The organism is Agarivorans sp. B2Z047 (assembly GCF_023373605.1).
Classification (GTDB): domain Bacteria; phylum Pseudomonadota; class Gammaproteobacteria; order Enterobacterales; family Celerinatantimonadaceae; genus Agarivorans; species Agarivorans albus.
Map to the genome: position 1 here is coordinate 2,719,472 of NZ_CP088080.1, position 26,546 is coordinate 2,746,017.

General features: G+C 40.9%; 14 protein-coding genes. 8 read left to right on the forward strand and 6 right to left on the reverse strand.

All coding sequences use genetic code 11. From position 1 onward, the window contains the following. Nucleotides 1-370: 370 nt before the first annotated feature. Genes cas6f through LQZ07_RS12630 form a run of 4 tightly spaced genes read right to left on the reverse strand, consistent with a single transcriptional unit; the run spans nucleotide 371 to nucleotide 5,125 of the window. Complete coding sequence (gene cas6f, locus LQZ07_RS12615) at nucleotides 371-970, reverse strand: type I-F CRISPR-associated endoribonuclease Cas6/Csy4 (RefSeq protein WP_152782795.1); 600 nt, start codon at nucleotides 968-970, stop codon at nucleotides 371-373. A 2-nt stretch (nucleotides 971-972) separates the two neighbouring features. After that, nucleotides 973-2,034: a type I-F CRISPR-associated protein Csy3 gene (gene csy3 / locus LQZ07_RS12620; protein WP_152782798.1), complete on the reverse strand. Its 1,062-nt coding sequence runs from the start codon at nucleotides 2,032-2,034 to the stop codon at nucleotides 973-975. Then, nucleotides 2,018-3,940 carry a type I-F CRISPR-associated protein Csy2 gene (locus LQZ07_RS12625; protein ID WP_152782801.1) on the reverse strand — a complete coding sequence of 641 codons (1,923 nt, stop codon included), beginning with the start codon at nucleotides 3,938-3,940 and terminating at the stop codon, nucleotides 2,018-2,020. The genes csy3 and LQZ07_RS12625 overlap by 17 nt, the downstream gene beginning before the upstream one ends. Next, entirely contained in the window at nucleotides 3,941-5,125 is a 1,185-nt protein-coding gene (locus LQZ07_RS12630; protein ID WP_249483119.1) for a TniQ family protein, read from the reverse strand. A gap of 71 nt (nucleotides 5,126-5,196) precedes the next feature. Here LQZ07_RS12630 and LQZ07_RS12635 point away from each other — a divergent pair, with 71 nt between their 5' ends. The 8 genes from LQZ07_RS12635 (at nucleotide 5,197) to LQZ07_RS12670 (ending at nucleotide 24,409) form a co-directional block, all read left to right on the forward strand. Continuing rightward, nucleotides 5,197-6,120 (forward strand): WYL domain-containing protein, encoded by a 924-nt coding sequence (locus LQZ07_RS12635; RefSeq protein WP_249483124.1) that lies wholly within the window; start codon nucleotides 5,197-5,199, stop codon nucleotides 6,118-6,120. A gap of 53 nt (nucleotides 6,121-6,173) precedes the next feature. Next, complete coding sequence (locus LQZ07_RS12640) at nucleotides 6,174-8,558, forward strand: class I SAM-dependent DNA methyltransferase (protein WP_152782804.1); 2,385 nt, start codon at nucleotides 6,174-6,176, stop codon at nucleotides 8,556-8,558. 4 nt (nucleotides 8,559-8,562) lie between these two features. Continuing rightward, on the forward strand, nucleotides 8,563-9,867 hold the full coding sequence (locus tag LQZ07_RS12645) for a restriction endonuclease subunit S (RefSeq protein ID WP_152782807.1): 1,305 nt from the start codon (nucleotides 8,563-8,565) through the stop codon (nucleotides 9,865-9,867). After that, the gene (locus LQZ07_RS12650) at nucleotides 9,868-11,280 is read left to right on the forward strand and encodes a DUF262 domain-containing protein (protein WP_152782810.1); all 1,413 of its coding nucleotides are present in this window, start codon (nucleotides 9,868-9,870) and stop codon (nucleotides 11,278-11,280) included. It begins immediately after the preceding gene. Further along, the gene (locus tag LQZ07_RS12655) at nucleotides 11,273-13,264 is read left to right on the forward strand and encodes a DUF262 domain-containing protein (protein WP_152782813.1); all 1,992 of its coding nucleotides are present in this window, start codon (nucleotides 11,273-11,275) and stop codon (nucleotides 13,262-13,264) included. Before LQZ07_RS12650 ends, LQZ07_RS12655 begins: the two co-directional genes overlap by 8 nt. Before the next feature lie 36 nt (nucleotides 13,265-13,300). Then, entirely contained in the window at nucleotides 13,301-16,372 is a 3,072-nt protein-coding gene (locus LQZ07_RS12660; protein WP_152782816.1) for a type I restriction endonuclease subunit R, read from the forward strand. A 202-nt stretch (nucleotides 16,373-16,574) separates the two neighbouring features. Beyond that, entirely contained in the window at nucleotides 16,575-21,422 is a 4,848-nt protein-coding gene (locus LQZ07_RS12665) for an AAA domain-containing protein (protein ID WP_152782818.1), read from the forward strand. Continuing rightward, complete coding sequence (locus LQZ07_RS12670) at nucleotides 21,419-24,409, forward strand: putative dsRNA-binding protein (RefSeq protein WP_152782820.1); 2,991 nt, start codon at nucleotides 21,419-21,421, stop codon at nucleotides 24,407-24,409. The genes LQZ07_RS12665 and LQZ07_RS12670 overlap by 4 nt, the downstream gene beginning before the upstream one ends. A gap of 225 nt (nucleotides 24,410-24,634) precedes the next feature. Here LQZ07_RS12670 and LQZ07_RS12675 read toward each other — a convergent pair whose 3' ends face one another. After that, nucleotides 24,635-25,483 carry a D-hexose-6-phosphate mutarotase gene (locus LQZ07_RS12675; RefSeq protein ID WP_152782823.1) on the reverse strand — a complete coding sequence of 283 codons (849 nt, stop codon included), beginning with the start codon at nucleotides 25,481-25,483 and terminating at the stop codon, nucleotides 24,635-24,637. 65 nt (nucleotides 25,484-25,548) lie between these two features. Next, on the reverse strand, nucleotides 25,549-26,544 hold the full coding sequence (gap, locus tag LQZ07_RS12680) for a type I glyceraldehyde-3-phosphate dehydrogenase (protein ID WP_016403289.1): 996 nt from the start codon (nucleotides 26,542-26,544) through the stop codon (nucleotides 25,549-25,551). Nucleotides 26,545-26,546: the final 2 nt, after the last annotated feature.

Below are 26,546 nucleotides of genomic sequence, written 5' to 3' on the forward strand. Positions count from 1 at the left end.
TACTTATGCAGCAGTATATTGGTCTTGAACTCGAATGAAGGTGGTCCGTTTCTTATCAACTACTATTTCAGTAGTGATGAGGATTATAATCCTCATTTATAGGTAAAGCAAACAGCCATTTGGCTGCTTGTGATTAAAGCTACAGTGTTGATATGGTGTTAGCTACCTATTCGGCAGTACACGTTTTTCTAAGTAACTAGCGGATAAGGTGTCTTTATCAGCTACCTATTCGGCAGTACACAGTAGCTATATTGAGAATAGTACAGCTTTATCGGATAGTTAATTAGAAAAAGCCATATTGACCTTTATTATTTGATGTTGGATAAAAATACAATTTTTCAATGTGTTACGTTCTTACTGTGAAAAAGGGTTAAATCAATGGAACTGGTTGAAATGAATCTTCTGAGTTCGCTAAACCATAACTACTGAAAATAGAGCTACCCTCTGAATTGCTTTCGGGATGCATCCTTATATTAAGGCGAAATCTACTTTTATGACTTTGACTACTTTCTTCTAACGAATGGTAATGCGGGAGTACTATGGTTTCTATCAGTCTAATTGAGGTAAGGTCAAGCTGTTCGCCCCGAGCAATAGCGCGTTTTTCTAATCTTTTAAGTTTCCTAGATTGTCCTGCAGTTGTTGTTTTGTCTATCGACTGGCAGCGCTTAAATGAAACGTACTCGCAGCCGTCAGGGACAACCTTTGTCTTCGATATATCAAAATAGTGCAGCTCTTTCATTTGGGTGAAGTAGTGCTGTTTGAGTAGCAAATCGAGCTCGATTCTATTTGTGCTAACAAACGAAATTTTGCTTCCTACGGTATCATCACACCAAAGAGGGAATGAAACCCCAATACTTCTTGTTTCATATTCATAGTTAAATCCATGGAGAACCCGAAGACATTTAGCGGCTAATGATTCATTGTTACAACGTACTGGTAGAAAAGTCACCGTTTTGTAGTGCCACTTCATACTTAATCTCCCTTATGTTGGAACATTCCACCCTTGATGATGTTTGCGACCAAAAAATGTAGGTCGTTTATGGTCTCTTGATTTAGTTTTTCTGAAGACGTGAGTGCTTCAATGTAAGACTCGGTTTGCTGCAGGATAGAAAAGAAATCTTTTCGCGTAGAGGGATGGCGGTAGCAAGTGACATCTTCTTTATGAACGCCAAACCTGCCGATGCGTAGTGCCTCAGTTGCATCTGGATACCAGTCATCTATGGTTGCAATGGCGGCGCCGGTTTTATAGGTACCCAGTATTGGGCTTCGTTCACCCTCAATCGTTGTACTTTGAAAAATTCGGCTTCTACTTTGAGCTTTAGATCTGCTGGTACTGTTATTTTCTTTTTCTGTAAACGCTTGGCTTGGGAAAATCTGTTTATTCGTTGGTAGCCGCAAGGTGGCTTTTACTTCAAATATGGCCAAACCATTAGAGTGAGAAAAAGCATTTCTGGTCATTTGAGCAATAGCTTCCCAATCTTTATGGTTCTCAAAGTCATTTCTATCTAGGTAGTTAGCCCTTATGTCTTGAAATGTAACAGCACCTCCTGCCCAAGGCCAAGGAGTTAGCTCTATATCCCAGCAATAGGCTTTTTGAGTATTTTTCCACAGCCATGATCCATTGCAAATATTGACTAGATATCGAGAAACCAACTCATTCCAACCAATACTTTCTTCATACGCTTCAATGAGCTGCATTAGCGTGCTTTTAACCGTAGACGAATTACACTTGTAAGGTTTGCGTAGCTCAGAAGAAAAAGAGACTGAAAAGTAGCATTCAATGTGGCTCGCTCCGAAAGGAACATGACAAAAATCGACTTGATGTGGATTACCGTGAGCCAGTTTTTCAGCGGTTGCACTCTCTTTGATTTTCCCCGACGTGTCATAAGCTAAAGCTGCGGTTTCCATTTGTCCTAGTACGGTACGAGAAGTGTAGGTTAAGGGGGTCTTTCGACCATCTGGCCACACAACTAGAAAGCATACATCAGAAGGGTCAATAGAGCGTTCATAGGCTAGGTTAGTCGGTAGTTCCATGATGAGTACTCCTTGGCTGCACAGAAAGGTAGTTTTGATAGCACCTGTGATGCCACAAAATAGTATTTATGTCGGTGTTATGATCAAAAGTGATTGTCTCAATCAGACCAATGATGCACTCAGAAAAAGCATGCTTATAGCCGCGAAGAGAGTTAGATTTGTCTGTTGGCTGTTCAAGAAAATGATATCCCACACAGGTTGGAGTAAGTCTTCTGTCCTCTTTAATGGCCGATAAAATATCACTTATGCTTTCAACTGGCTCAGTGTGCATCGAAAGCCATTTTCCTGCTTTCTGGGGAAGAGATTGAATCGCTCTTTCTATTGATTCAAATGACTGGATGTATTTGAAATCCGCAATGGCAATCTTAGCTGAGCCCCTGGCAAATCTTTTTGGTAGCGCTCTAACAACAATATTTTCATCAACGCTCAGGCTCCGATCAAGCTTAATAACCAAACTAAACATCAAATCACATTGCCAATCATCGTGTGTCGCGGGGGGGGATATGGTGTGGTTTGCCTTTTGTACGTACTCTTTCGTTAAACCGCGCTTTTCAACTTGTAACTGATGGACACAGATGGCGAACGAATTAATTGTGAGCCTAGGAAAAGAGTCGTTTAAGTTACGCTCAAACGCATGAGTAAACCCCAAAAATGCTGTGAGTGATGGAAGCCCGACCGTAACGGGTGAACTCAATGCGCTTGCTCCGCAAACTCTTATATTTGGAATAGCCAAGAATGAATCTTTTTCTGCACTTCTGCTAACGTTAGTTGAATCGGTTGTAGGTTCGTTAAGTTGACGTTTTATAAGCTCAAGTAGGAGTTTGGTAATGCTCGGTTTGTATGCAAAATACTTAGCTAACTTGATACGGGATAGATCATGGTTTAGATGTTGAACAAGAGTATTCACATCCATAGTGTTGTCTTGTGTTAGCAACCAAGCCTTAACCATCTTTTGTATCTTGTTTTTGACTGTTCTGCAGTAAGCCACTCGCTTGTTTTCTGGCATTAAATAGTGAGTAAGTGTTTGGTACTGTTTTAACGATTGAATATGACTTGGGGTTAGCCAAGATTTTCCAATGTTTATCTGATAATGAGGCGTAAGGGAAAAGTTAGGGACAGCTTTCAACATCTTCAAAGCACCACCACATGTCATAGGTAATACTCCCATGTTAGTACTGCGGCTATAACGGGTTAACGCTGTATAGCGATACTCTTTTTCTAGCGCTTGATAGCAGTGACTTTGCATCGATTGAGAAGCCACTGGCGAGAGTGAAATATAAGTGTTGTCGCTATCAGGTAAAGATAGTTGAGTTAAGTAATTTGGAGTGAGACTTACCTCAATCGTGTTTTGAGCAATCTGAACCAATTTTTTAGCGATAGCCTTACGTGTTTTTTGGTAGCAGCCAAGCTTATTGAGTTTTTGCCACAACGGGTGTTCTACATCTTTAAGAAAATCACCAAGGCATGAGATCACACCATTCCAACTAAATTCATTGGTTAATAAGGCGCTTTTGTTAACGTCACATGAATCATGACTATACGCCCAGTGGTGTGGTGGTATTTTAGAAGATGAAAGTAAAAATTCGGGTAGCTCACCTAAAGTAGTCGCTCGAATAATACCTTCAGAGCGTATGTCTGGAAATTTTAGGTTGTGGCTTTGTCTGTATTCAACCGTATTTAGACAGCGAGCCCACCATTTTTCGTCTCGTAGCTTTTGTTTACACTTCGCACGATCAAGCAGGTTCTTTTGGTCGACAGTTCTATCCGTTAAGTTAACTAGAACAGTAAGAGCGTCTAATTCCTTTCCATTGACGTTGATATGTGGAGTAAGAGGTCGGAATGCTCGCTTTAATTCTACGTTCAAATCATCTGGTCTTGATTGTAGTAACTCTTTCAGGCTCTCCATTTACCACCTCGATACATAGAAAGAGCGGTTAAATTCATCAGTTTGAAATTCGGCTAACCAAAGGCAGAAGATGTCTCCGAAATAAAAAAAGTAGTCGTTAACCGCCTGAGGCATGTTTGGCCTAGTTTTACGATTTGGCTTTAAGATGCGTTGTTCTACCATTGATGTTACCTCACCCATACTGCAATTGAGGAATACGGCAGCCTCCAGAGCGTTCATGCGAAGATTAGCGATCAAACCATTGTTATCCCATAAACATGTCTCTATGTGCCTTAGAAGCTCTCCTAGAACGATATTGTATTGAAGATTTCGCTCTGGTAATCGAATGGAAGTAAAAAAGATTCGTCCTAGGAGATCCTTTACCCGTAACTCTCTTCTTCCAACAACTGTGTGTTCTAGGTTGAATTCGATTTCACTATCAATCATGGCGTGAAACGAACTTGGCCAGTTTGAGAAAAACTGGATGAACGACAAGTGGTCGAATTCATTATCGTTGATATGCATCCACCAATGTACCAAACCCCATCGGTAGCTTTTGGGAAGATTTGGCAGAGCTTTAGACTGATTACCAGCGAGCCAGCTTGAAACTGTGGGTGTTGCTTTGGGGCTGATTTCTGGGCTTTGCGTACCGATAGGTTTTTTGCAGTCAGCGCATATTCCATTTAAGCCAGATACTCGATAGTCGTACTCAGTCCCACAACTACAGCTGTTGTTCAAAGGCAAATCATGAATATGGCAGTGGTCATATCCTTCAAAATGCCAAAGGTAGGAAGCATAGCCATTTTCCTGTAAGCATAATGGGCAGCAAGGTATGGACTTAGTTCGGAGTAAGCTACGAGGAAAAACCTCAGCACCACGTATAACAGCACTGGTTGAAGGTGAGTATTTTAAGTTTGTTCTGTTTATTGCTAATCCAAGCAGCTCGGGCGGCTCATTAAACGTCAATTGAGCGAGCTTCAGGAGTGAGGCTGTTCGGGCACTAGAACTATTTTTGGCCGAGCAGGGGTTAATCTTTTCGATATCAGTTGGAAAGGTTTGATAGCCATGATGGTCAATGTCTTGTAGGAAGCGTTTGGTAGCTTCTAGGAAACGATGGACATCACTATATCCATTTTTGTTGGCAACTCGGATAAAGAAGCTTTCCAAGCTTTCATCACTGTAAGGTTTAGGTCTTTGTAAAAACACAGAGGCTATCTATCCTTGTTGAGTAATCTCTATTGCGCTATATCAAAAAGATAGTATCAAAATGATTACTTGTGCAAGTTTATGGTATAGAATCTTTCTATCAACATGCCATCTTTATTATTATGACGCACGAATCAATAGACAAATTAAATCACGCGCAGCGGGAACGTTTAGCGTTCATCGATTTCTGCCTCGAATACTATGGGGCTGTTGCTAGGGCGGACCTAGTTCAACAATTCCAAACGGGTTTGGCTTCTTGTTCTAGAGATCTCACCCTGTACAGAGAATTGGCACCTGATAATGCTGAGCTAGTACACCAAACCAAGCAGTACGTGCGCACTGATAGTTTCACACCTTTGTTTGCTCATGATGCTGAACAAGCATTGAATCAACTGATGCAAGGGCATGGAGCCTCTCTTCAAGGTGACAAATCTCAAGTGTGCTTTGATGCTGTTCGATTAACGCAACCGAAGCAAAGCATTGTCGCAGCCTTGATGCGGGCAATTCATAATAATCAGGCTATCCAATGCCGCTACCACTCACTTTCCTCTGGCGCTGGCAATCGAACCATTGTCCCTCACGCCATCATAAACAATGGTCATCGTTGGCATGTCCGAGCATTTGATCGAAAGACGAACAGCTTTCGTGATTTTGTTTGCAGTCGATTTGCAAAAATAGAGGGTTCAGCAACGTCACCAAAAACCGGTGAATCTGCAAGCTACGACAATGCTTGGAATACAGTTCTTCAGCTTGAGATTGGTGTTCACCCTCAAATCAAGCATCCAAAGGCTATCGAACTTGATTATGAAATGACTCAAGGACACCTAGATATTGAAGTTCGCTCTGCGTTGGTGGGATATCTACTCACGCAGTGGAATGTAGACTGCTCGAAAGAGGGCTCCCTGAACGCTTCGCAATATCAGCTGCACTTAAAGAATACAGATGTGTTATCAGGCTTAGAAAGCACCGAGCTTTTGCCTGGTTTCAACCAATAAGATTAATGTCGTCCACACGATTAGGTGTGGGTTACAAAGAAATAGGATCCCAAATGGACCATTCAGTACATAACAAACTCGTTTCATTTATTTGGTCAATTGCCGACGACTGCCTTCGTGATGTCTATGTTCGTGGTAAATACCGTGACGTTATCTTGCCTATGGTGGTGTTACGCCGTTTGGATACGCTTTTAGAACCATCAAAAGAAGCAGTATTGGAAGAAGTTAAATTCCAAACAGAAGAGATGAATGAAACTGAGCTTGATGATGCGCCATTATGTGCAGCATCAGGTTATGTTTTCTACAACACGTCTAAGTGGACCCTGCAAACGCTGTTTAACACTGCGACCAACAACCAACAGATTTTGCTGGCTAACTTCGAAGATTACCTCAACGGTTTTAGCGACAACGTAAAAGAGATTGTTGAGTGTTTTAACCTGAAAGCTCAAATCCGCCACATGGCGGGGAAAGACGTTCTGTTAGATGTGGTTGAGAAATTCGTATCGCCATACATCAACCTAACGCCAAAGGTGAAAGAAGATCCTGAGGGCAACAAACTACCAGCACTCAGCAACCTTGGTATGGGTTATGTATTTGAAGAATTGATCCGTAAATTCAACGAAGAGAACAACGAAGAGGCAGGTGAACACTTTACTCCGCGTGAAGTTATCGAGCTGATGACGCACCTTGTCTTCGATCCAATCAAAGATAACTTGCCACTTTCAATCACAGTCTATGACCCTGCAAGTGGTAGTGGCGGTATGCTGACAGAAACACAGAACTTTGTTGAAGAGAAGTACCCAGCATCGAACCGTGATATCTACCTTTACGGTAAAGAGATCAACGATGAGACTTACGCCATCTGTAAGTCAGACATGATGATCAAAGGTAACAACCCAGAAAACATCCGTGTTGGCTCAACCCTTTCTACTGATGAATTCTCATCAGAGCGCTTTGACTTCATGCTTTCTAATCCGCCTTACGGTAAGAGCTGGGCGAGTGAGCAAAAGCACATCAAAGACGGCAAAGATGTCGTAGATGGTCGCTTTAAAGTCAAGCTAAAAGACTACTGGGGTGTTGAGTCAGAACAAGATGCGATTCCTCGCTCAAGTGACGGTCAGTTACTGTTCCTGATGGAAATGGTTACCAAAATGAAGTCGCCGCAAGTTAGCCCGTTGGGGGCTCGTATTGCATCAGTTCACAATGGATCAAGTTTGTTTACCGGTGATGCGGGCAGTGGTGAAAGTCACATTCGTCGTTACATTATTGAAAATGACATGTTGGATGCGATTGTTCAGTTGCCAAACAACCTGTTCTACAATACGGGTATCACCACCTATATCTGGCTGCTTAATAACAACAAACCTGAAAGCCGCCAAGGGAAGGTACAGCTGATTGATGCTAGCTTATTGTTCCGTAAGTTGCGCAAAAACTTGGGTAACAAAAACTGTGAATTCTCGCCAGAGCACATTGCGGAAATTGTCTCGACCTATCTAGATAACCAATCCGTTGAGCGCGCGATTGAAGAGAAAGGCGATTCGGTGGGTATTGCCGCGCAAGTATTCAAGAACCAAGATTTTGGTTACCACAAAGTGAACATTGAGCGCCCAGATCGCCGCAGTGCTCAGTTCCGTGCCGACCTGATTGAGCCATTACGTTTTGAAAAGTCACTGCGTGAAGTGATGGAGTACTTGTACACCGAATATGGAGCACAAGTGTATGAAGTTGACTTTGTTAAAGGCATTGAAAAAGAAATCACCAAGTGGTGTGAAGAAAACGATATCAGCCTAAACAAAGCGGCAAAAACCAAGTTGCTGGATACGAAAAACTGGATTAAGCAGCGCACGCAAGTTAATGCGGCAAACCAGTTGCACAGCAAGATTGGTGACGAAGTTTACAATAACTTTAACCAGTTCAAACAGTTAGTAGATGCAGAGCTTAAATCACTTGGGCTTAAACTCGCGGCAACTGAGAAAAAAGCCATTGTTGATGCGGTAAGCTGGTATGACGAAAATGCAGAAAAAGTGATTAAGAAAGTCGCCAAGCTAAAGCAAGATAAGTTAGATGACTTGCTAGAAAACTACGAATGTGAATTGCAAGACCTGCCAGATTTTGGTTATTACCCAACGGGCAACCCCAACGAGTTCGTGACTTACGAATCAAGTTCAGATCTACGTGATAGCGAATCCGTGCCGCTTGAACAAAGCATCTATCAGTATTTCCTTGATGAAGTAAAGCCGCATGTGGATGAAGCATGGGTAAATCTTGAATCAGTCAAGATTGGTTATGAGATCTGCTTTAATAAATACTTCTACCGCCATAAACCACTGCGTTCAATGGATGTAGTTGCGAGCGATATTATTGCGCTTGAGCAAAAAGCGGAAGGTTTGATTGCTGATATTTTGGGTATCTCATCAGTGGCTAAGGTTCAGGGGTAAGCTGATGAGTAATACTATGATTGAGCAGACGCCTAAATATGAGGCATATAAAGACTCTGGCGTTGAATGGATCGGAGCAATCCCAGCCACTTGGCAGATTTGTAGAATGAAATATTTGCTGAGCGAACGCAATGAACGAACTACTACTGGTAAAGAGCCTCTTCTAGCATTGAGCAAGTATAGAGGAGTAGCGCTGAAGGATAGTTTCGAGGAACGCGCGGGCAGAGCAGAAAGCTTGGTTGGGTATAAAAAAGTTGCTCCAAATCAACTTGTGATTAATAAGATGCAGGCAGTTAATGGTTTGCTTTCTGTCTCATATATCTTTGGGATTACAAGTCCGGATTACTCTGTATACGAGGTAAAGCAGGCCGATATTTTGGATATAGAGTTTTTAAATTATGCTCTTAATTTACCTCTGTATTTGTCCGAGTTTAAAAGAAGAGTAACTGGCGTAATGGAGGGCTTCATTCGCTTGTACACTGATGACTTATATGACATTCCGCTTTTACTTCCACCTATTGAAGAGCAAAAAGACATTGTACGTTTATTGAAGAATAAATCGGCGATTGTTGATGACGCTATTGCAATCAAACAAAAGCAAATTGAGTTGCTGAAAGAACGGAAACAAATCATTATTCAGCAAGCAGTGACGCAAGGTTTAAATCCTGATGTGTCGATGAAAAATTCTGGTGTGGATTGGATAGAACAGGTTCCTGAACATTGGGAAATGAAGCGAGTGAAACACATTTTTGAAATGGTAATGGAAGCCTCAGAAAAAAATAATTCTCATGAGTTATTGTCGGTGTATTCAGATATCGGTGTTAAACCAAGAAAAGAGCTTGAGGAGCGTGGAAATAAAGCGTCTTCTACAGATGGGTATTGGATAGTTAAGTCCGGGGATATTATTGTAAACAAGTTACTTGCATGGATGGGGGCAATAGGTCTATCTGATTATGACGGAGTAACGAGCCCTGCTTACGATATTTTAAGACCAAGAATAGAGGTTGATGGTTACTTTTATCATTTGTTATTTCGAGCGAAAATTTTCTCTTCAGAATTAAAGCGACACTCTCGCGGAATTATGGATATGCGCCTTCGTTTGTATTTCGATAAGTTTGGCGTTGTGGATGTACCATATCCACCAATCGAAGAGCAGAGAGCAATTGTTAGTTTCGTTAAGAAAGAGTTTGGTCTAATTGATGATGGAATTTCCGTGTACGAGCAACAAATCAATAAGCTCAAAGAATACAAAACTACCCTTATAAATAGCGCTGTAACTGGCAAAATTAAAGTGACGGAGCTGGCATAAATGGCGGTTGTTGTTGCCAGTTGCACACTGGAAAAGCTGTTCTCTGGTGTGCCGATTTTAGCTTCTGACGGTAAGGTTAAAAAAGACGTTCATGGGATGCTTGCCATCCCTGAATATCAGCGCCCCTATCGCTGGAATGAAGAGCAAATAACTCGCCTGTTGAATGACTTTAAGCTTCATCAGAAAGAGCTAGTTGGTAAACCTGAAGTAGAGCATTGCCCATTTTACTTGGGCAGTGTGATCTTGCATCAACAAGGCTATAAGCTGAATATCATCGATGGTCAGCAACGCCTGACCACAATGGCGTTGATTTCTTACTTAGCCAATAAACATGCCGATCTTAAGCTAGTTTACGAATCGCCAGAGAGCCAACAACAAATCAAACACAATCTTGGTTGGCTGTATAAGCATGAAGCGTCTTTGGCTGTTATCGATTTTGCTCAAATCAACATCACCTTGGTAGTGACCGACAGCGAAGATGAAGCCTACCGATTTTTTGAAACCCAAAACACGGGCGGGGTGCGATTAGCTGGGCCAGATATTATCAAAGCGCACCATCTTCGAGCGGTGGATGAAAAGGATAAATCTGCGGTAAACACTTTTGCCACTCGTTGGGAAGCACTAGGGGATTTAAACTCAGTTGTCGATATTTTGCTGCGTGGTCGCTATTGGCAATATCTGAACTTCCGAGACTACCCGCTACACAACCAAACTCAGCAAGTGCGTACTAGCATTGTTACCGAACTGGCAGAGCACACAGGCAAAGGCGACGATATTGCCTTTGGTAGAATTGCTCGTACTTATATGCCCAACGGTGGTAAGAGTTTGGCGCAGCCTCAAGTTGGCTATGAGTTGCGTCAGCCGCTAAATAGTGGCGCTAATACCATTCACTATTTGCAGTATTTTGAGCAGCTACGCCAAACCTATTTATTGAATAACACAGCGCAAGGTGAGCTTGCAGGTTTTTACGAGTTCTATCAACATCTGGTGTGTAAACTTGATGGCTGCGGTTATCTTAAACAGCTTTATGACGTTTGTTTGCTGCTTTACATCAGCCAACATGGGCAGCAAAGCCTAGAGATCGCAGCGAAAAAGCTATTCCGCGTGGTTTACTCTCGACGTGTAGAGAACCAAAAAGCAGTAAAAGAGAAATCGGTTCCTGCTTTCGTAAAAGAAACCCCAGTGTTGGACTGGATTGCGATGAGCTATACCCCAGAGCAGTGTTTCGCACAGCTAGACGGTTTTAAGTTGTCGGTGGACAAGAGTGGCTTTGATAAAAACAGCGTTAAAAAACGTTTCGTCGAAAAAGTGTCTCAATACTTTGGCCTTCATATAGAAAAGCAAGATTATGCTAATCAATTTGGCCCTGCATTTAGCCAACACATCTCTGCGTTAGGAGCAAAACATGGGTGATCACTTATCAGTGCAAACTGAGCTTCTGACGCTTGAGAAAATCTACACCGATAACTACCAGTTTTCTATTCCTAGCTATCAGCGTCCTTATGTCTGGTCAGATGATGATGTCTTGCTGCTGTTCAGAGATATTAAAGAAGCGTGTCGATTAAAAGAGCCAAACTATTTTATCGGCACCATCCTGTCGTCTCGCATTGAACAAGATGGAGAGCGGATTTATGAGCTGATCGATGGTCAGCAGCGCACGACAACGCTAATGCTCATGACCATTGCCTTTAAATACGCAGGCATTAAATCTGATCTTGCAGGGCTTGCTGTTTATACATCGAGTGATGATGAAGATAAGCCACGTCTCCAATTCTCAATTCGTGAGCAAGTTCAGCAGCTTTTAGGTGGCCTAGCGGGGCTTAAGGATTATCAAGTGCCGTCTAAGGAAACGATCGCCGACAATGCTTATTTGAAACAGATGGGCGTGGCGTTAGATGTATTGACCAAAGAGGTAGAGAAACTTAAATCAGACGACGTGGTGAGTGCCGAAGCCATGGGGGATTACCTCTACCGCCAAGTTCAATGGGTGAACAACATTGTCCCAACACAAATGGACTTAAACCGATTGTTCGCCACCATGAATACCGCTGGCATTCAGTTAGAGCAAGCGGATATTTTAAAGGCGAAGCTGTTCAAACATATTCATACTAACAAAGCACAGTATGATGCAATGTGGGTGGCGTGTGAGCATCTGGAAAACTATTTTGAACGCAATGTACGCAAAGTATTCCCTAATGCTGATTGGTACCATATTGAACCCGAACACTTGGCGTCTTTTGATGCTGAACGGTTCGCTGCAAAAGATGAAACGTCAGAGGCGTTACCTGGTTTGTCGATTGCTCAGTTAGCGTCACAAGTTAAAGCAAGTTCAATTCCGGATAGTACCGAGCAAGAGAAGTTTGAAACCTACGATTTGGACGTTGAAACAGTTTACTGTCGCCCAATCATCAAGTTCCCGCTGTTATTGATTCACGCTTACCGAGTCTACTTAGCGCTTAATGATCATAATGATATTGAGCCACGTCTGCATAGTGATCGCTTGTTGGAGATATTCGAACCGCTTATCAACGGTGATGAGCAATCTGTAAAGCAGTTTATCGAAACGCTATGGCAGGTTCGCTACCAGTTTGACCGTTGGGTTGTGAAATGGGTTGAACGTGACGATGCAGCAGATGCGCAGCTTGGTTTAACGTATCAATCTCGTAGCAAGTCGAATGACACTTACTACATCAACCGAACGCAAAAAGAGCTGACGGATAGTGTGCTTTTACAAAGTGTTCGCAACTTTACCGGAGAGCGCAGCGCCCAGTATTGGTTAACACCATTTATTTCAGGCTTGATCCGTTTGAGTATCAAACAAGACGTTGAGGCATTAAAGCTGCTAGAAAACATCGACAACAAAATGTCGTTATCAATTGATACTCAGAAAGAGGCCAGCTTTGCACTGGCTGAGGGAGCAGAGCCCAACTGCCAGAGTTGGCAATCTCAATCGACGTATTTTGCAAAGTCGTTAGGGACGAGCTTCGAGCATTACTGGTTTCAAAAACTTGAATATTTGATTTGGAAGCAAATGAAGGCTTCAGAATCTTCTTTGGCTCCTGAAGAATTGAATAAGTTCAAGAAGTACCGAATCACATCCAAAAACTCAGTAGAACATGTTCACCCTCAAAATGATGAGTATAAGAGTGAGTTAGCATATGAAACGTTAAACTCATTTGGTAATTTAGTATTACTTAGTCCCGGTGAAAACTCTTCTTACAGCAATCAAGACGTTGACAAGAAACGTATTGATTTCGATAGGAAGTCCTATTTCGACGCGCTTAAATTAAGAGAGATGTTTGCTGTAAAAGAGCAGCGATTATGGGGAAAACAGCAGATAGATGACCATCTAGAAGACATGATGGCTGTATTTGCTCAGCACTATAAACATAAGTAAAAACTTCGAGTCATCAAACCAAACAACGTGGTATTTATGGTTAGTAAAACAAATGAACAGGCGCTAGAGGCCGCAATTGAAAAAGGTTTAGCTGGTATTTGTAAAGAAGAGTTAGCGCTGGGTGAAGCGCCTCTTAATTACAATAATGATCTTTATCTTATTGGCTCTCCAAGTGACTTTGACAAACAGTACGCTTTAGATACCCGTTTGTTTTGGCAATTCCTCGAAGATACTCAAGCGAGTGAGTTAGAAAAACTTAAGCGCACTAGCCCTCACGATTGGCAGAGAAAAATCCTTGAGCGTTTCGATCGTATGATCAAGCGTCATGGTGTTTTGCGTTTGTTGAAAAAGGGGCTAGACGTTGATGATGCGTTTTTAACGTTAATGTATCCAGCGCCACTCGCCAGTAGTTCTGAGAAGGTAAAAAAAGATTTTTCTGCCAACCTGTTCAGTGTGACTCGCCAAGTTTGTTATTCCAATGCAAATCCATTGGAAGAGATCGATATGGTGCTTTTCATCAATGGTATTCCGCTGATTACTCTTGAGTTAAAAAACCATTGGACGGGACAAAATGCGGCTTATCATGGTCAGAAACAGTACCGAGATGATAGAGACGCGAATCAACCTCTGTTGAACTTCGCACGTTGTTTGGTTCATATGGCGGTTGATACCGATGAAGTCTATATGACGACCAAACTGGCAGGCAAAAAGACATTCTTCTTACCGTTCAATAAAGGCTTCAATCTAGGTAAAGGAAATCCTACTAACCCATATGGCCACAAGACGGCTTACTTGTGGCAAGAGGTGTTCCGTAAGGAAAGCATCGCTAATATTATTCAGCACTTTGTTCGCCTTGATGGCAGCAGCAAAAAGCAGTTGGATAAACGGACTTTGTTCTTCCCTCGATATCACCAAATGGATGTCGTACGTCGCTTGGTTGATCACTGCTCAGTTAATGGTGTCGGGCAAACGTATTTGATACAGCATTCAGCGGGTTCAGGTAAATCTAACTCAATTACATGGGCTGCATATCAGCTCATCGAAACTTATCCTATCAGCGATGATCTACCAGGAAGTAGAGGGAAAGAAGTACCTCTATTCGATTCGGTCATCGTTGTTACTGACCGTCGATTGCTCGATAAGCAGCTACGCGACAATATCAAAGAGTTCTCCGAAGTGAAGAACATTGTTGCACCAGCGTTCAAATCGTCTGAGCTAAAGTCTGCATTAGAGAATGGCAAGAAAATCATCATTACCACCATTCAGAAGTTTCCGTTCATTATTGATGGTATTGCCGACTTAAGTGATAAGCGCTTTGCAGTCATTATTGATGAGGCCCACAGCTCACAGTCAGGCTCTGCTCACGACAATATGAACCGAGCAATGGGTAAGAAGGAAGTGGAAGAGCTAGAAGATGCTCAGGACAAAATTCTACAGGCAATGCGCTCTCGTAAGATGCGTGGTAATGCCTCTTATTTTGCGTTCACCGCAACGCCCAAAAACACCACTCTAGAAAAGTTTGGTCAGCGACAAGCGGACGGAACTTACGCTCCTTTCCATTTGTATTCGATGAAACAAGCGATCGAAGAAGGGTTCATTCTCGATGTTATTGCCAACTACACGACTTATAAGAGTTATTACGAGATTGAAAAATCAATCCAAGATAACCCTGAGTTCGACAGTAAGAAAGCGCAGAAGCGTTTGCGAGCGTATGTAGAGGCAAGCCAACAAACGATTGATACCAAAGCTGAGATCATGCTTGAGCATTTTATCAAACATGTGATTAACGGTAAGAAGCTTAAGGGTAAAGGCAAAGGCATGGTGGTGACTCAAAATATTGAGTCAGCTATCCGTTACTATCGAGCCTTAACAAGGCAACTCGACAAGATGGGTAACCCATTTAAAGTTGCCATTGCATTCTCTGGCACCAAAGAAGTTGATGGTATTGAATACACTGAAGCAGATCTTAATGGGTTCCCAGAAGGGGATACCAAAGATTATTTTGATGTGAATTACAAGCGTAAGGAGTCGGACTCCCCAATTCCTAAGCATGTAGATCAAGATGCTTTCCGTTTATTGGTTGTGGCGAATAAGTATTTGACGGGCTTTGATCAACCGAAGCTTTGTGCAATGTATGTGGATAAAAAACTGGCGAATGTACTGTGTGTACAAACTCTTTCTAGGCTGAATCGTTCTGCTTTGAATTTGGGTAAGAAGACTGAAGATATATTTGTATTGGATTTCTTCAATTCGATAGAGGATATTCAAAAACCGTTTAATGACTTTCATTGTTCTACAACGCTATCAGGAGCAACAGACGTCAACGTTCTTCATGAGCTAAAAGATGAAATGGACGACACAGGTGTTTATGAATGGTTTGAGGTTGAGGAGTTCAACAAGCGTTTCTTTGAAGGAAGAGATGCTCAGGATCTCAGCCCAATCATTGATATCGCAGCTGCGCGTTTTAACCACGAGTTAGAACTAGAGAACGAATTTAAAGTCGATTTCAAAGTGAAGGCTAAGCAGTTTGTGAAAATCTACGGCCAGATGGCATCTATCATGCCTTATGAGGTCGTTCAGTGGGAAAAACTGTTCTGGTTCTTGAAGTTTTTGATTCCAAAACTTTCCATCGAAGACCCGGATAAAGAAGCATTAGACTCGTTACTCGATTCAGTCGATTTGAGCTCTTATGGATTACAAAGGGTTAAGCTTAACCACTCCATCGAGCTAGATGACTCTGAAACTGAGTTAGACCCTCAAAACCCGAACCCTCGCGGAGCTCACGGTATTGAAACTGAAAAAGACCCTTTAGATGAGATCATCCAAATCTTTAACGAACGTTGGTTTCAAGGTTGGAGCGCAACACCAGAAGAGCAACGAGTTAAGTTTGTGAACATTGCTGAGAGTATCCGGAATCATCCAGACTTCGAAGCTAAATACCAAAACAACGCAGACCCTCATACGCGAGAGCTAGCGTTTGAGAAGATGTTGAAAGAAATCATGCTTCTACGCCGTAAAGACGAATTAGAACTCTACAAGCTGTTTGCACAAGACCCTGCTTTTAAAGCGTCTTGGACGCAAAGTATGCAGCGTATGGTTGGGATGTAGTTTTGTAGGTATCGTTTAGTTTCCCTATGAAACACTAATGGATCTGACCCAGCCAGACTGAACGCTTCATGAAGTGAGATTTTGTTGTTTAAAGTTAGCTGGGCAACTTGTAAGAAATCAATAAAAATGAACCAGAATTTATATACGTCAATGACTAATTTGTTCTCGGTTAGCTAGTGTAATATTTTTCAGAGGACAGGTAATGGAAATAACATGCTTAGACCCTTTAGGGATTAATGGCTACGAAAGAGAAGCAAACGAAAGGCTTGAGGAAGCCCTTCCTAATAGTTGGAAAGGTTATTCATCTCTAGAGATGAGAGGAAGGCAAAGTGGAGAGTTTGAAGGTGACTTAATTCTCGTAACCCATGACCGGATCATAAATGTTGAATTTAAAAAGTGGTCAGGAAAAATTTTTTCTAAAAATGGCAAGTGGGTTGTACAGTTTCCTAATGGGCGAGAGGAGCATCGAAGTAATGGTGTGCGCCAAGCAAGAAGGTCGGCTCAAGTATTATCGACTAAATTAAAAGAGCGCTTAAGTAACAGGTTTGTACCTTGGGTTGATCACTGTGTGGTTTTATGTGGAACCGCTGGTAAAGAGGACCTACACCCTGATGAACAAGACTATGTATTCACGTTAGAAGAATTCTCTAAAATCGGCGAAGTCAAAGCCTATAAGAAATATTTCAAAAATGATGTCTCATGGATGATAAAGCGTAAAGAGGACGCTCCTAATAAAAACCTAAAACAATGGGACAAAATATTTTCTTGTAATAGTGCTGATTTCAAAGCGAAAAATTACTCTGCTAATAATTATGTATTGCAAGGCCATCCTTTATTCCAACATAGGGACGGATTATATTCTGAATACCATAGCCAACGTTCCGATAATCATAATTATAAAGCGCTTATGCGCAGATGGGATTTCACCTCTCCTTGCATCGTAGAGCATGCTAGAACTCCAGAACAAAGATCTTTAATAGCTCACAGAGAAAGTGATGTACTTGGTTATATCGCTAGTCAAGATGAAGATCTTAAGGATACATATCTTCGATTAGAGTATATACCTAGTGAGTTATCTTCTGATTTTGTTGAATTGTATGAATGGCCAAATAAAAAAGAACGACTAGATACGTTTGTGAGAAAAAACAGTACTAAGCTTACTGAAGAAAATAGACTCAACCTAATTCAAGCTCTCGTCAGTCGTTTAGCTAGCCTTCATGATATTGAGGTGGCACACCGCGACCTCGGTAATCACAGCATCTGGGTATCTTTACCGAGTAAGGTTGTATTGTCTAATTTCCTAACTGCAACTTATCCAGACCCGAAAAATAAAACAGTATCAAATATTCGTGAAATTCTGCAACACAATCAAATTTCAACACCGGAAGAGTTGTACGATGATTCACATGGTACACATTTTACTCGTGATGTATATCTAGCTGCAGCTGCATGTCACTATATTGCATTTGGTAAGCCCCCTGTAAAAGAAGATGGAATTTATCTCTGGGAGCCAATTGAAGACAACCCAATATGCGAACGGCTTGAAAAATGGTTTGAGAGAGGTTTAGAGCTTGAAGCTTCTGCTCGTTTTAAGGATCTGCGAGAGGCTCTTACTGAACTTAATATACTTTTAAATGTAGGAGAGTCTGATGGAGAAGATAAACTAGGCTTGTTAGCACGTTATCACTCTTCAAAAAACATCTACGTCGACTTTGGAGGTATCAGCCCAGTAAAGACAGAGGGAACTTTTAATTTCTTCAAAGCTATTGATGACTCATTTGGCCTGAAAGCTTGGTTTGGCGTCAGCGATGTGTCAAATGACGGTGGAGTTAATAGTCAACTTCTATCATTCTTTAACAGACTGGATATCAGAAGAAATGCAGATATAAAGTGTCTTCCTAAAATTATTGACTATGGTTTGAACCCACAAATGACCTGTGCCTTTTTCCAGTTTGAGTGGATAAAAGGCAGTACCTGGGAGGAGTTTGTTGAATCTCAATCAATTGACGATCCAACGTCAGAAATCAAGCAACTCTTATCGTCACTAATTGAGTTACATTCGGCAAATATCCATCATGGTGATATTCATCCCAATAACATTGTTGTTGGTGATGATAGATTGGTGTTTATCGACATCATCGAGCTAGATGAAAGTCGATATACGCCCACGTATTCACCTGATAACCATGAAAATATTTCTACGGCAAGTATAGACCGTTACGCTATTGTAAAAATAATTAGTAATCTTTCGGTTTCTAATCAGTTAATACATTTGAGTAAATATGTAGATAAACTACTCGAACTTCCTGAAATATCGAGTCAAGAGATTATTAATTTACACGATAATCTAGAGAATATAGTGAACCCTCAACCTCCTACGCTTGTTAATAACTATAAGATTTTTTCTAGGAACCTTCCCAAAAGACAAAGCCAGCTATTATCTGATGATGGAAAATATTACCTAAGTATTGAGTTAAATAAGGGAAGAGCTGGTAACTTAGTTTCTGTCAGAATTACAGGTGTGAAACACCGACTGAGTATGCTAATTAATCCCGACAATAGGATTATCGATTACGCTAAACTTGATGAAGTTAGGCATAACGATTTTATCTATAGTAAGAAGAATTCAATTCTTGAGCTAAATGGCGTTATTTGTTTTTGTGATTCTGAAAGCGATGTCTCTGAAGAGTTTTTTGATGCAATACTTGATAGCCCTACATATCATGAGCTTTGTAAAGATGATGAAAGATCAGAGCGAAGCAACTCAAACCAAGAAACAAAAGCATCAGCGACCATAAAAGGCTCTAAAGTAACGGATGCAAGAGATGTGTGGAAAGCTCTTGTTAAAACTGAGCACGAAAGTAACCCAAGAGTTGAGGTATCTACAGACCCTAGAATTCAGGGTGATAAGTATACGTTTCAATATACTAGTGAAGGAACATCTCTAGATTTCAACTTAAATACAGAACGTGTTTTTGTGTATGGAGAGCGATATGGAGAGTTACGAAGAATAGGAACTCTCGTTGATATTGGTCCAAATTCGATGGCAATAAGCACTTGGGGTAAAGCGAAAGTTGAGCTGGGTGATACTTTGGTTCTTGAAGGTGCATTGACGGCATCATCATTAAACAAAAGGAAGTTAGCGACGGAAAACCTGGTAAATAACAGAAGTGTTATCCGTAATATTGCAGATTACTTCTCTCCAGGAGTCGCTGTTGAACCAACTGAACAATCGGAGCCAACAGATGCTGAGTTAGATTCTTACACTGAGTTAGACTGTAATGGGAAGGTGATTTTTAAGCTAAATGAGCAGCAGCGAGAAGCTTTCAAAGGCTTATACAAATATGGACCGCTAAGTTTGCTCCAAGGTCCACCGGGCACGGGTAAAACGGCATTTATTGGCTCTTTCATCCATTACTGTATTTCTAATGGTGCCAGAAGAGTATTATTGGTCAGTCAATCTCACGAAGCTGTCAATAATGCTACTGAGAAAGTTAGATCATTATTTGGGCGAAATGACACAGAAATAGATATTGTTCGTCTTGGTGATCAGCATGTACTTTCTGAACAGCTTGATGATGTAGGAGAGAAGGCGCTCCAAGAGCACTACAGAGATAGATTTAAAGCTGAATACGAAGAACGTATTACTAAGCTTGCACGAGAGTTAGGGATTGATGAAGATTTTACAGAAGTAGCTACTGAGTTTGAGAGGTCATTTGGTAAGCAATTAGACCGTATACTTTCACGCATGAAGGATACGGATAGTGACATCGCAGGTGCTTTAGTGAACCAAATCGAAGTATTAAGCAAAAAAATACCGGAATTCTTTGCCAGAAAAACAGGTATCGAACTGAACCTAGGTGATATCGAACTCTCTTGTTATAGAGACTTCATTTATTCAGCGCTGGCGAAACACTTTGAAATTTTCTCTGGTGACTTGCTGTCAAAGTTCAAAAATATTGTCTCTATTTCAAATGAGTGGCTGAGCGTTATGGCTTCTAGCCAATCGCAGTTCCAAAATTTCTTATCAAAGACACGGACTTTGGTTTGTGGAACTTGTGTTGGGATTGGACGCAATCACTATGGAATCCAAGAGAATATTTATGATTTGGTCGTTATTGATGAAGCTGCTAGATCGCCGGCAAGTGAACTTGCAATTGCAATGCAGGTAGGGCGCAAAGTTCTTTTAGTTGGGGATCATAAGCAACTTCCACCATTATTTGATGATGCGCATATAAAAGCTGCAAAAAGAGTCTTACCAACAGTTAGCACTGATGAGTTTAAGCGTAGTGACTTTGAAAGAGCATTTGTTTCTAGCTATGGAAAGACGGTAGGACGTTTTCTAAAAATCCAATATCGTATGATACCAGCAGTAGGAAACCTTATATCGGAATGTTTTTACTCAGAAGAAGGTGGTTTGGAGACTGGGAGAGGCGTGACGAAAAAACCTTATCTAGAGCTATTTGAAGAGATATGTACGCCAGTGACTTGGATTGACACAAGTAAAGCTAAAAGGAAATCTTTTGAATCTAAACCGACAGTAAAAAATGCAAACCAAAAAAGTTATGTCAATAGGTATGAGTCTGAAGTCATATTGGGGCTTCTGAGCAAGTTGGTATCTCATGACAATGCGGAATCCCTCCTTGTGGAAGATGATGAGCCTAAGATTGGTATCATTTGTATGTATGGTGAACAAGTAAGGCATCTAATTCGCGAGATTAATGGCGTTGCATGGGCCCGGACACTACTAGAAAAAGGAATCATAAAGGTAGATACGATCGATAGTTACCAAGGTAAAGAGAACAATATCGTTATTGTTTCTTTAGTGAGGAGTAATGCAAGTGGAATTCAAGGTTATGTATCTTCAGAGAATCGAGCAAACGTAGCTCTTTCCAGAGCTAAAGAAGCTTTGTTTGTAATTGGCAATTCTGAAATGTGGAACAATCACAACGAAGGCTCAGCTTTTGGTCGGGTATTCAAATACATATCGGAGCATAGCGAAAAAGAGTACTCGGTTGTAAATGCACAGCTTCTGGAGGTAAAAAAATGAAGGTCCAATTAAGTAAGGTTTGCTTTGGCTTACCGATGAAGTCTTTTTTTATTGATTATACCGTCAGTAAAAAGCGTGAGTTGCCAGTTGTTAAAGAATTTGTCATTAGACTTATCTATTCACTAACTTTGACTAGTTTGGAAACGATACAGGATTACTTTGGTTTCACGAGCAAAGAGATGCTGGCTATTGTAGACGATTTACAGGAAGAGAATTTGATTGAGTGGGAAGCTGGAAAGGTAAAGTTGACTTACTATGCGATGAGTAAGTTTACTGAAGAGAATGGGAACTTAAGACCTACCTTTTTTGAAGTAGCTGACGAAGCATCCCCAGTTGAGTTTGAATTGTATAGTTTCCGTATGTTATCTACTGATGTGAGACGCTCTGGTTCTCAAGATTTTAGCGTATCGCTCAATTTGCCAGACGATTGCTACCGGAACTTATTGAGTAAAGCTCAAAAAGCTTTCGATACTAGTTTTACGTTATTTAGAGAGCTTGTCTTAAAAGAAGATGTTTTTTCAGAAATAAAAGATTTGTATAAAATCAATCATGTGTCAGATAGGTTTGACTCAACACTACCGCTTGAGGTTGAGTATTTTGTAGATACAGAGTCACCGAACATATTAAAAATGGAATATGTTTCCAAAACAGTCGACGAATGGGACGAAGATAAATCAATGTTTTCGCTCATGGACTCTGCTATTCAAGTTGATATGGCGAAGGATTTACAGGAAAGTTTTAGCCAGTACCTAGAAGCATCGAATGACCCATTTCTAGTCCAATATTGGGATGACGACGCTAAAACACTGAACCTTAAAGCTGTAGCTAATCATTATGAAAATGGACTAACTAAGCTAAGTAAAGATACATTTATGCTACTTGGCAATTTTTATACTGAAAGAAATCGAGACATTCTAACGAGCCGACTTAAGGTAATATTTGAGGAAAAGCCGGATAGCTCTGGATTGATCTGGCTTACTAATGCTGAATCAAAAACTTGGGGGAAGACTACTGATTTAAGTAAGTTAGTCGATGAAGTTTATGGCTTCTTCGACAAGAGGAAAAAAACTTCAAAAGCAATTTTAAGTATGACTTGTCAGAGTTATCAAGAATCGAGAACTTTAAAGAGTAACTTTTGGAAACTGTCTGACGCTCTACTAATGGATCTACCAGCTAGATTCGGTGGTGAAAATGCTGAATTTATGATCATTCCAGGATTAATGGTTGCAAGTTTGTTTCATGCCCAACTAGATGATCAACGTGATATTTCATTTCCAGTAGGTTATGTGAGTTTTGAGCCTAAGTTCATTTCCGAAGTTTCTAAAAAACTTCTGGATTGGACAACGCAACAGCCTAAGTACAATGACTTTTTTGAGATGAGAGATGTCGAGGAAGGGCAAAAAGTTCGGAATAAACACTTTATGTCGATCCTTCAGCAGAACCTTGATAGTCAAGTCAACAAATTATTTAATGATAAGGTTTCCGATACTTATAAGCCAAGTGATCTTGCAGACAAAAACGGTCAAGTGGCTTTATCTCAGCATCAAAATATTGATGAAAATAGTCTGGAAAATTTAACAGGATCAAACAAACCATCCAAACTGTGGGATATTGCATTTTATCACTCCTCACATCCTGACGCCTCCAAGGTGCAGTTAGATTTACTCACCAATGCCGGCAAGACGAGTTTGGAACTAATTGCCGTTCACTTAATTCAAAATACAGTAGGTCTTGCAAGTTCAGGACATCTGGGTGTCGTCAAGAAAGCCTTGATAACGGGTGTAAAAAGAAAGCTACTTGAGCTGGGGCTAATTGATAGAATACAAAAAGGAAGTGGCACTAAAGATGCGGAATCTGAAAAGATTGAATATCAAGTAGTTATGCAGCTCCTTGGAGCATCTTGGGTAATGAATCAGATCGGCTGGCTTTATGAATTGGCGCAGACTTTAGATATCAGCTTAGGTTTATTAAACGAAAAACCAATGAAAATGGTTCTACAAGAACATGCTCAATCCAAAAAGCTTAAGGTACCTCAATATGATGTAGTAGAGATTTCAGGCCCCCAACACAATCAAATTTTCTCTGTCCAGTGTAGCTTTGACAATAAAAAGGCTTTAGGCAGTGGAAACTCAAAAAAGAAAGCTTCTGAAGACGCTGCTAGTAAGCTTTATCAAAACCTGAATATAGCCAAATCAACCTCACATAGCTGTAGTGCGCAGCAAATATATATTCGCCCTAAGGATATAAATAAGTGGACGAAGTGTAATAATTTCAGTTTTCAACAGGAGGTTGCCCAACTTTTTGGAATTCCACAGGAAATCAAGAGTGGTGTGGCATTTGTTCCTGCAAAACTTTGTAAAGAATATGCAACATCAGATGGTGGCAACAAAACTTTGGCTCAATTGGGGGTAAATCTCCAACATGCGATAATATCAAGGGAGTTGATAAAAAAATGTATCGAAAGTGATGATTGGTCTATTGGGCAAATTCATACAGGACTCTCAAGGGAATTAGTAAGTGATGATTTCTACAATGAATTTACTTGGATCAATACAAAGGTTTGGATAGAACCTTTCTCTCGTCGGATTCCTTCTGGTGAACAGGGCTCATATATAAATAGCGTTATCAGAGCTTTGTATGGCTTATCTTACCTAAGTATGTTTGAGCAGAATTTTTGTGCTCCCGATATTGATGAAGCAATGCGATACCGACCTTTTAAGCAGATCAGGGAATTATTAGAGAATGATAAGTACATTAATAATTCTGGAAAAGACTGTAAAACTCAGCTCCAAGAAGTGGCTCAAGATTTAAAAGTATCATTGCCTATCTATGAAACTACCCAAACTGAAGGAGAAGAGCATAATCTAATTTTTAAAGTAAAATGCTCATTTAATGGGCAGCTTACTTTTGGTGAGGGAACTTCAATTAAAGATGCGTCACAACAAGCTGCAATGGTAATGTTAGAAAAAATTGAAAGCAAAGAGTAAACAAAGGTGGTGTAGGGTTTTGCTGAAAGTAGTTTTCTTTCAGGTATTGGTTAAGCAAAGCTGCAGTTTCACGAAAATATCAATTTATGGTTGTTTTATGTGATATCAACATATGGTTGTTTTTATGTTAAGTATCTGAAATAAAGGGAATCATAAATATCAATTTATGGTTGTTTCAACAGTTTGAAACTAAAAGCCCTAGGTGTAATGCCTAGGGCTTTTTTGTTAAGAAATAATCTGTTGTAAGCAGTGAGATTGCTTAGGCGCTAAACAGACTGGGGATTGAGTGATAGCCGTTTCAACACAGATAAATTGGCGATAGTCGCTAACATCATCCATTTGGTTGGCTAGTTGTTCACCTGGATTCCAAACTACTACGCTGTCATTACCGCTGTGATGAATGGTTAATGAACGTTCACCATTAGTGATTAAATTGCTATCTGCTGACTGCAGATAAATACGATCTGTCTCTTCACTAAGTTTAAAACCAGCTGATTCAACCGTAACTTTTTGGGTTAAAGAATCAAAATGTTGGGTTCCAAGTGATCCGATGTGTAGTTTTTTTACATCTGTAATGAAATAACTGTGCAAGGCCCCGGTGAACTCAAACTTATTGTCACTGTTGTTCTTGGTGACTAAGTCTAAACAAAGATTATCTGTAAAGGTAAACAAGCAAGTTAATGCAATGCCTGGCGTAGCGCTATGATTTAGACTCAAACGAATTGAGCAGCTATCCTCGCTGGTGTTGATTTCATCTAAACACCAAAGGCTTGTTCTAGCAAAGCCGTGCTTCGGAAGGCTGTCATCACCTAAGTTGCCAAAGCGTGGCCAACAGATGGGAACTCCGCCTCTAATGGCTTTCCCTTGGGTAAACAGACTATCATCGCTTAACCAAAGGGTTTCTTCACCTGGGTTAGGGCGGTAAGAGACAAGATGAGCGCCTTGCTGGGCGATGAGTGCTTTCGCTTTTGGGTGATCAATCCAATAAAATTCCATGCCTTCGGTATTGCTTACTTCAAACACCGCGTTATCTATTTGCTTAACAACTTTTAGTTTAAGCTTTTCTAAGATCATGATTTTTACCTATAAAAAAAGCGACCCAAAGGTCGCTTTAATATTCTAGCTAAAAGCTACATATCTTATTTAGAGATGTGAGCGATTAGGTCTAGAACTTTGTTTGAGTAACCGATTTCGTTGTCGTACCAAGATACAACTTTAACGAATTTGTCAGTTAGAGCAACACCAGCTTTTGCATCGAATACAGAAGTTTGAGTTTCGCCGATGAAGTCTTGAGAAACAACTTGGTCTTCAGTGTAACCAAGTACGCCAGCCATTTCGCCTGCAGAAGCAGCTTTCATAGCAGCACAGATTTCTTCGTAGCTAGCAGCTTCTTTTAGGTTAACTGTTAGGTCAACTACAGAAACGTTAGCAGTAGGTACGCGGAAAGCCATACCAGTTAGTTTGCCGTTTAGCTCAGGAAGTACAACACCTACAGCTTTAGCAGCACCAGTTGAAGAAGGGATGATGTTTTGAGAAGCACCACGACCACCGCGCCAGTCTTTAGCAGAAGGACCGTCAACAGTTTTCTGAGTAGCAGTAGTAGCGTGAACAGTAGTCATAAGACCAGATTCAATGCCCCACTTGTCGTTTAGTACTTTAGCGATAGGCGCTAAACAGTTAGTAGTACAAGAAGCGTTAGAAACGATGTCTTGACCAGCGTAAGACTCTTGGTTTACGCCCATTACGAACATAGGAGTAGCGTCTTTAGAAGGACCAGTTAAAACTACTTTTTTCGCGCCAGCAGTGATGTGCTTACGAGCAGTCTCGTCAGTTAGGAAGATACCAGTTGCTTCAGCAACTACATCAACACTAATTGCGTCCCACTTAAGGTCTTCTGGGTTACGCTCAGCAGTAACGCGTACAACGTTACCGTTTACTACCAAGTTACCGTCAACTACTTCTACGCTGCCGTTGAAGCGACCGTGAGTTGAGTCATACTTAAGCATGTAAGCCATGTATTCAACGTCGATTAAGTCGTTGATGCCTACTACTTCAATGTCGCTGCGCTCAACAGAAGCACGGAATACGAAACGTCCAATACGGCCAAAACCGTTAATACCAACTTTAATTGTCATAG

Coding starts and splice junctions, on each gene's coding strand:
- cas6f (WP_152782795.1), bottom strand. CDS start 970: ATGAAGTGGCACTACAAAACGGTGACTTTTCTACCAGTACGTTGTAAC.
- csy3 (WP_152782798.1), bottom strand. CDS start 2,034: ATGGAACTACCGACTAACCTAGCCTATGAACGCTCTATTGACCCTTCT.
- LQZ07_RS12625 (WP_152782801.1), bottom strand. CDS start 3,940: ATGGAGAGCCTGAAAGAGTTACTACAATCAAGACCAGATGATTTGAAC.
- LQZ07_RS12640 (WP_152782804.1), top strand. CDS start 6,174: ATGGACCATTCAGTACATAACAAACTCGTTTCATTTATTTGGTCAATT.
- LQZ07_RS12645 (WP_152782807.1), top strand. CDS start 8,563: ATGAGTAATACTATGATTGAGCAGACGCCTAAATATGAGGCATATAAA.
- LQZ07_RS12650 (WP_152782810.1), top strand. CDS start 9,868: ATGGCGGTTGTTGTTGCCAGTTGCACACTGGAAAAGCTGTTCTCTGGT.
- LQZ07_RS12655 (WP_152782813.1), top strand. CDS start 11,273: ATGGGTGATCACTTATCAGTGCAAACTGAGCTTCTGACGCTTGAGAAA.
- LQZ07_RS12660 (WP_152782816.1), top strand. CDS start 13,301: ATGGTTAGTAAAACAAATGAACAGGCGCTAGAGGCCGCAATTGAAAAA.
- LQZ07_RS12665 (WP_152782818.1), top strand. CDS start 16,575: ATGGAAATAACATGCTTAGACCCTTTAGGGATTAATGGCTACGAAAGA.
- LQZ07_RS12670 (WP_152782820.1), top strand. CDS start 21,419: ATGAAGGTCCAATTAAGTAAGGTTTGCTTTGGCTTACCGATGAAGTCT.
- LQZ07_RS12675 (WP_152782823.1), bottom strand. CDS start 25,483: ATGATCTTAGAAAAGCTTAAACTAAAAGTTGTTAAGCAAATAGATAAC.
- gap (WP_016403289.1), bottom strand. CDS start 26,544: ATGACAATTAAAGTTGGTATTAACGGTTTTGGCCGTATTGGACGTTTC.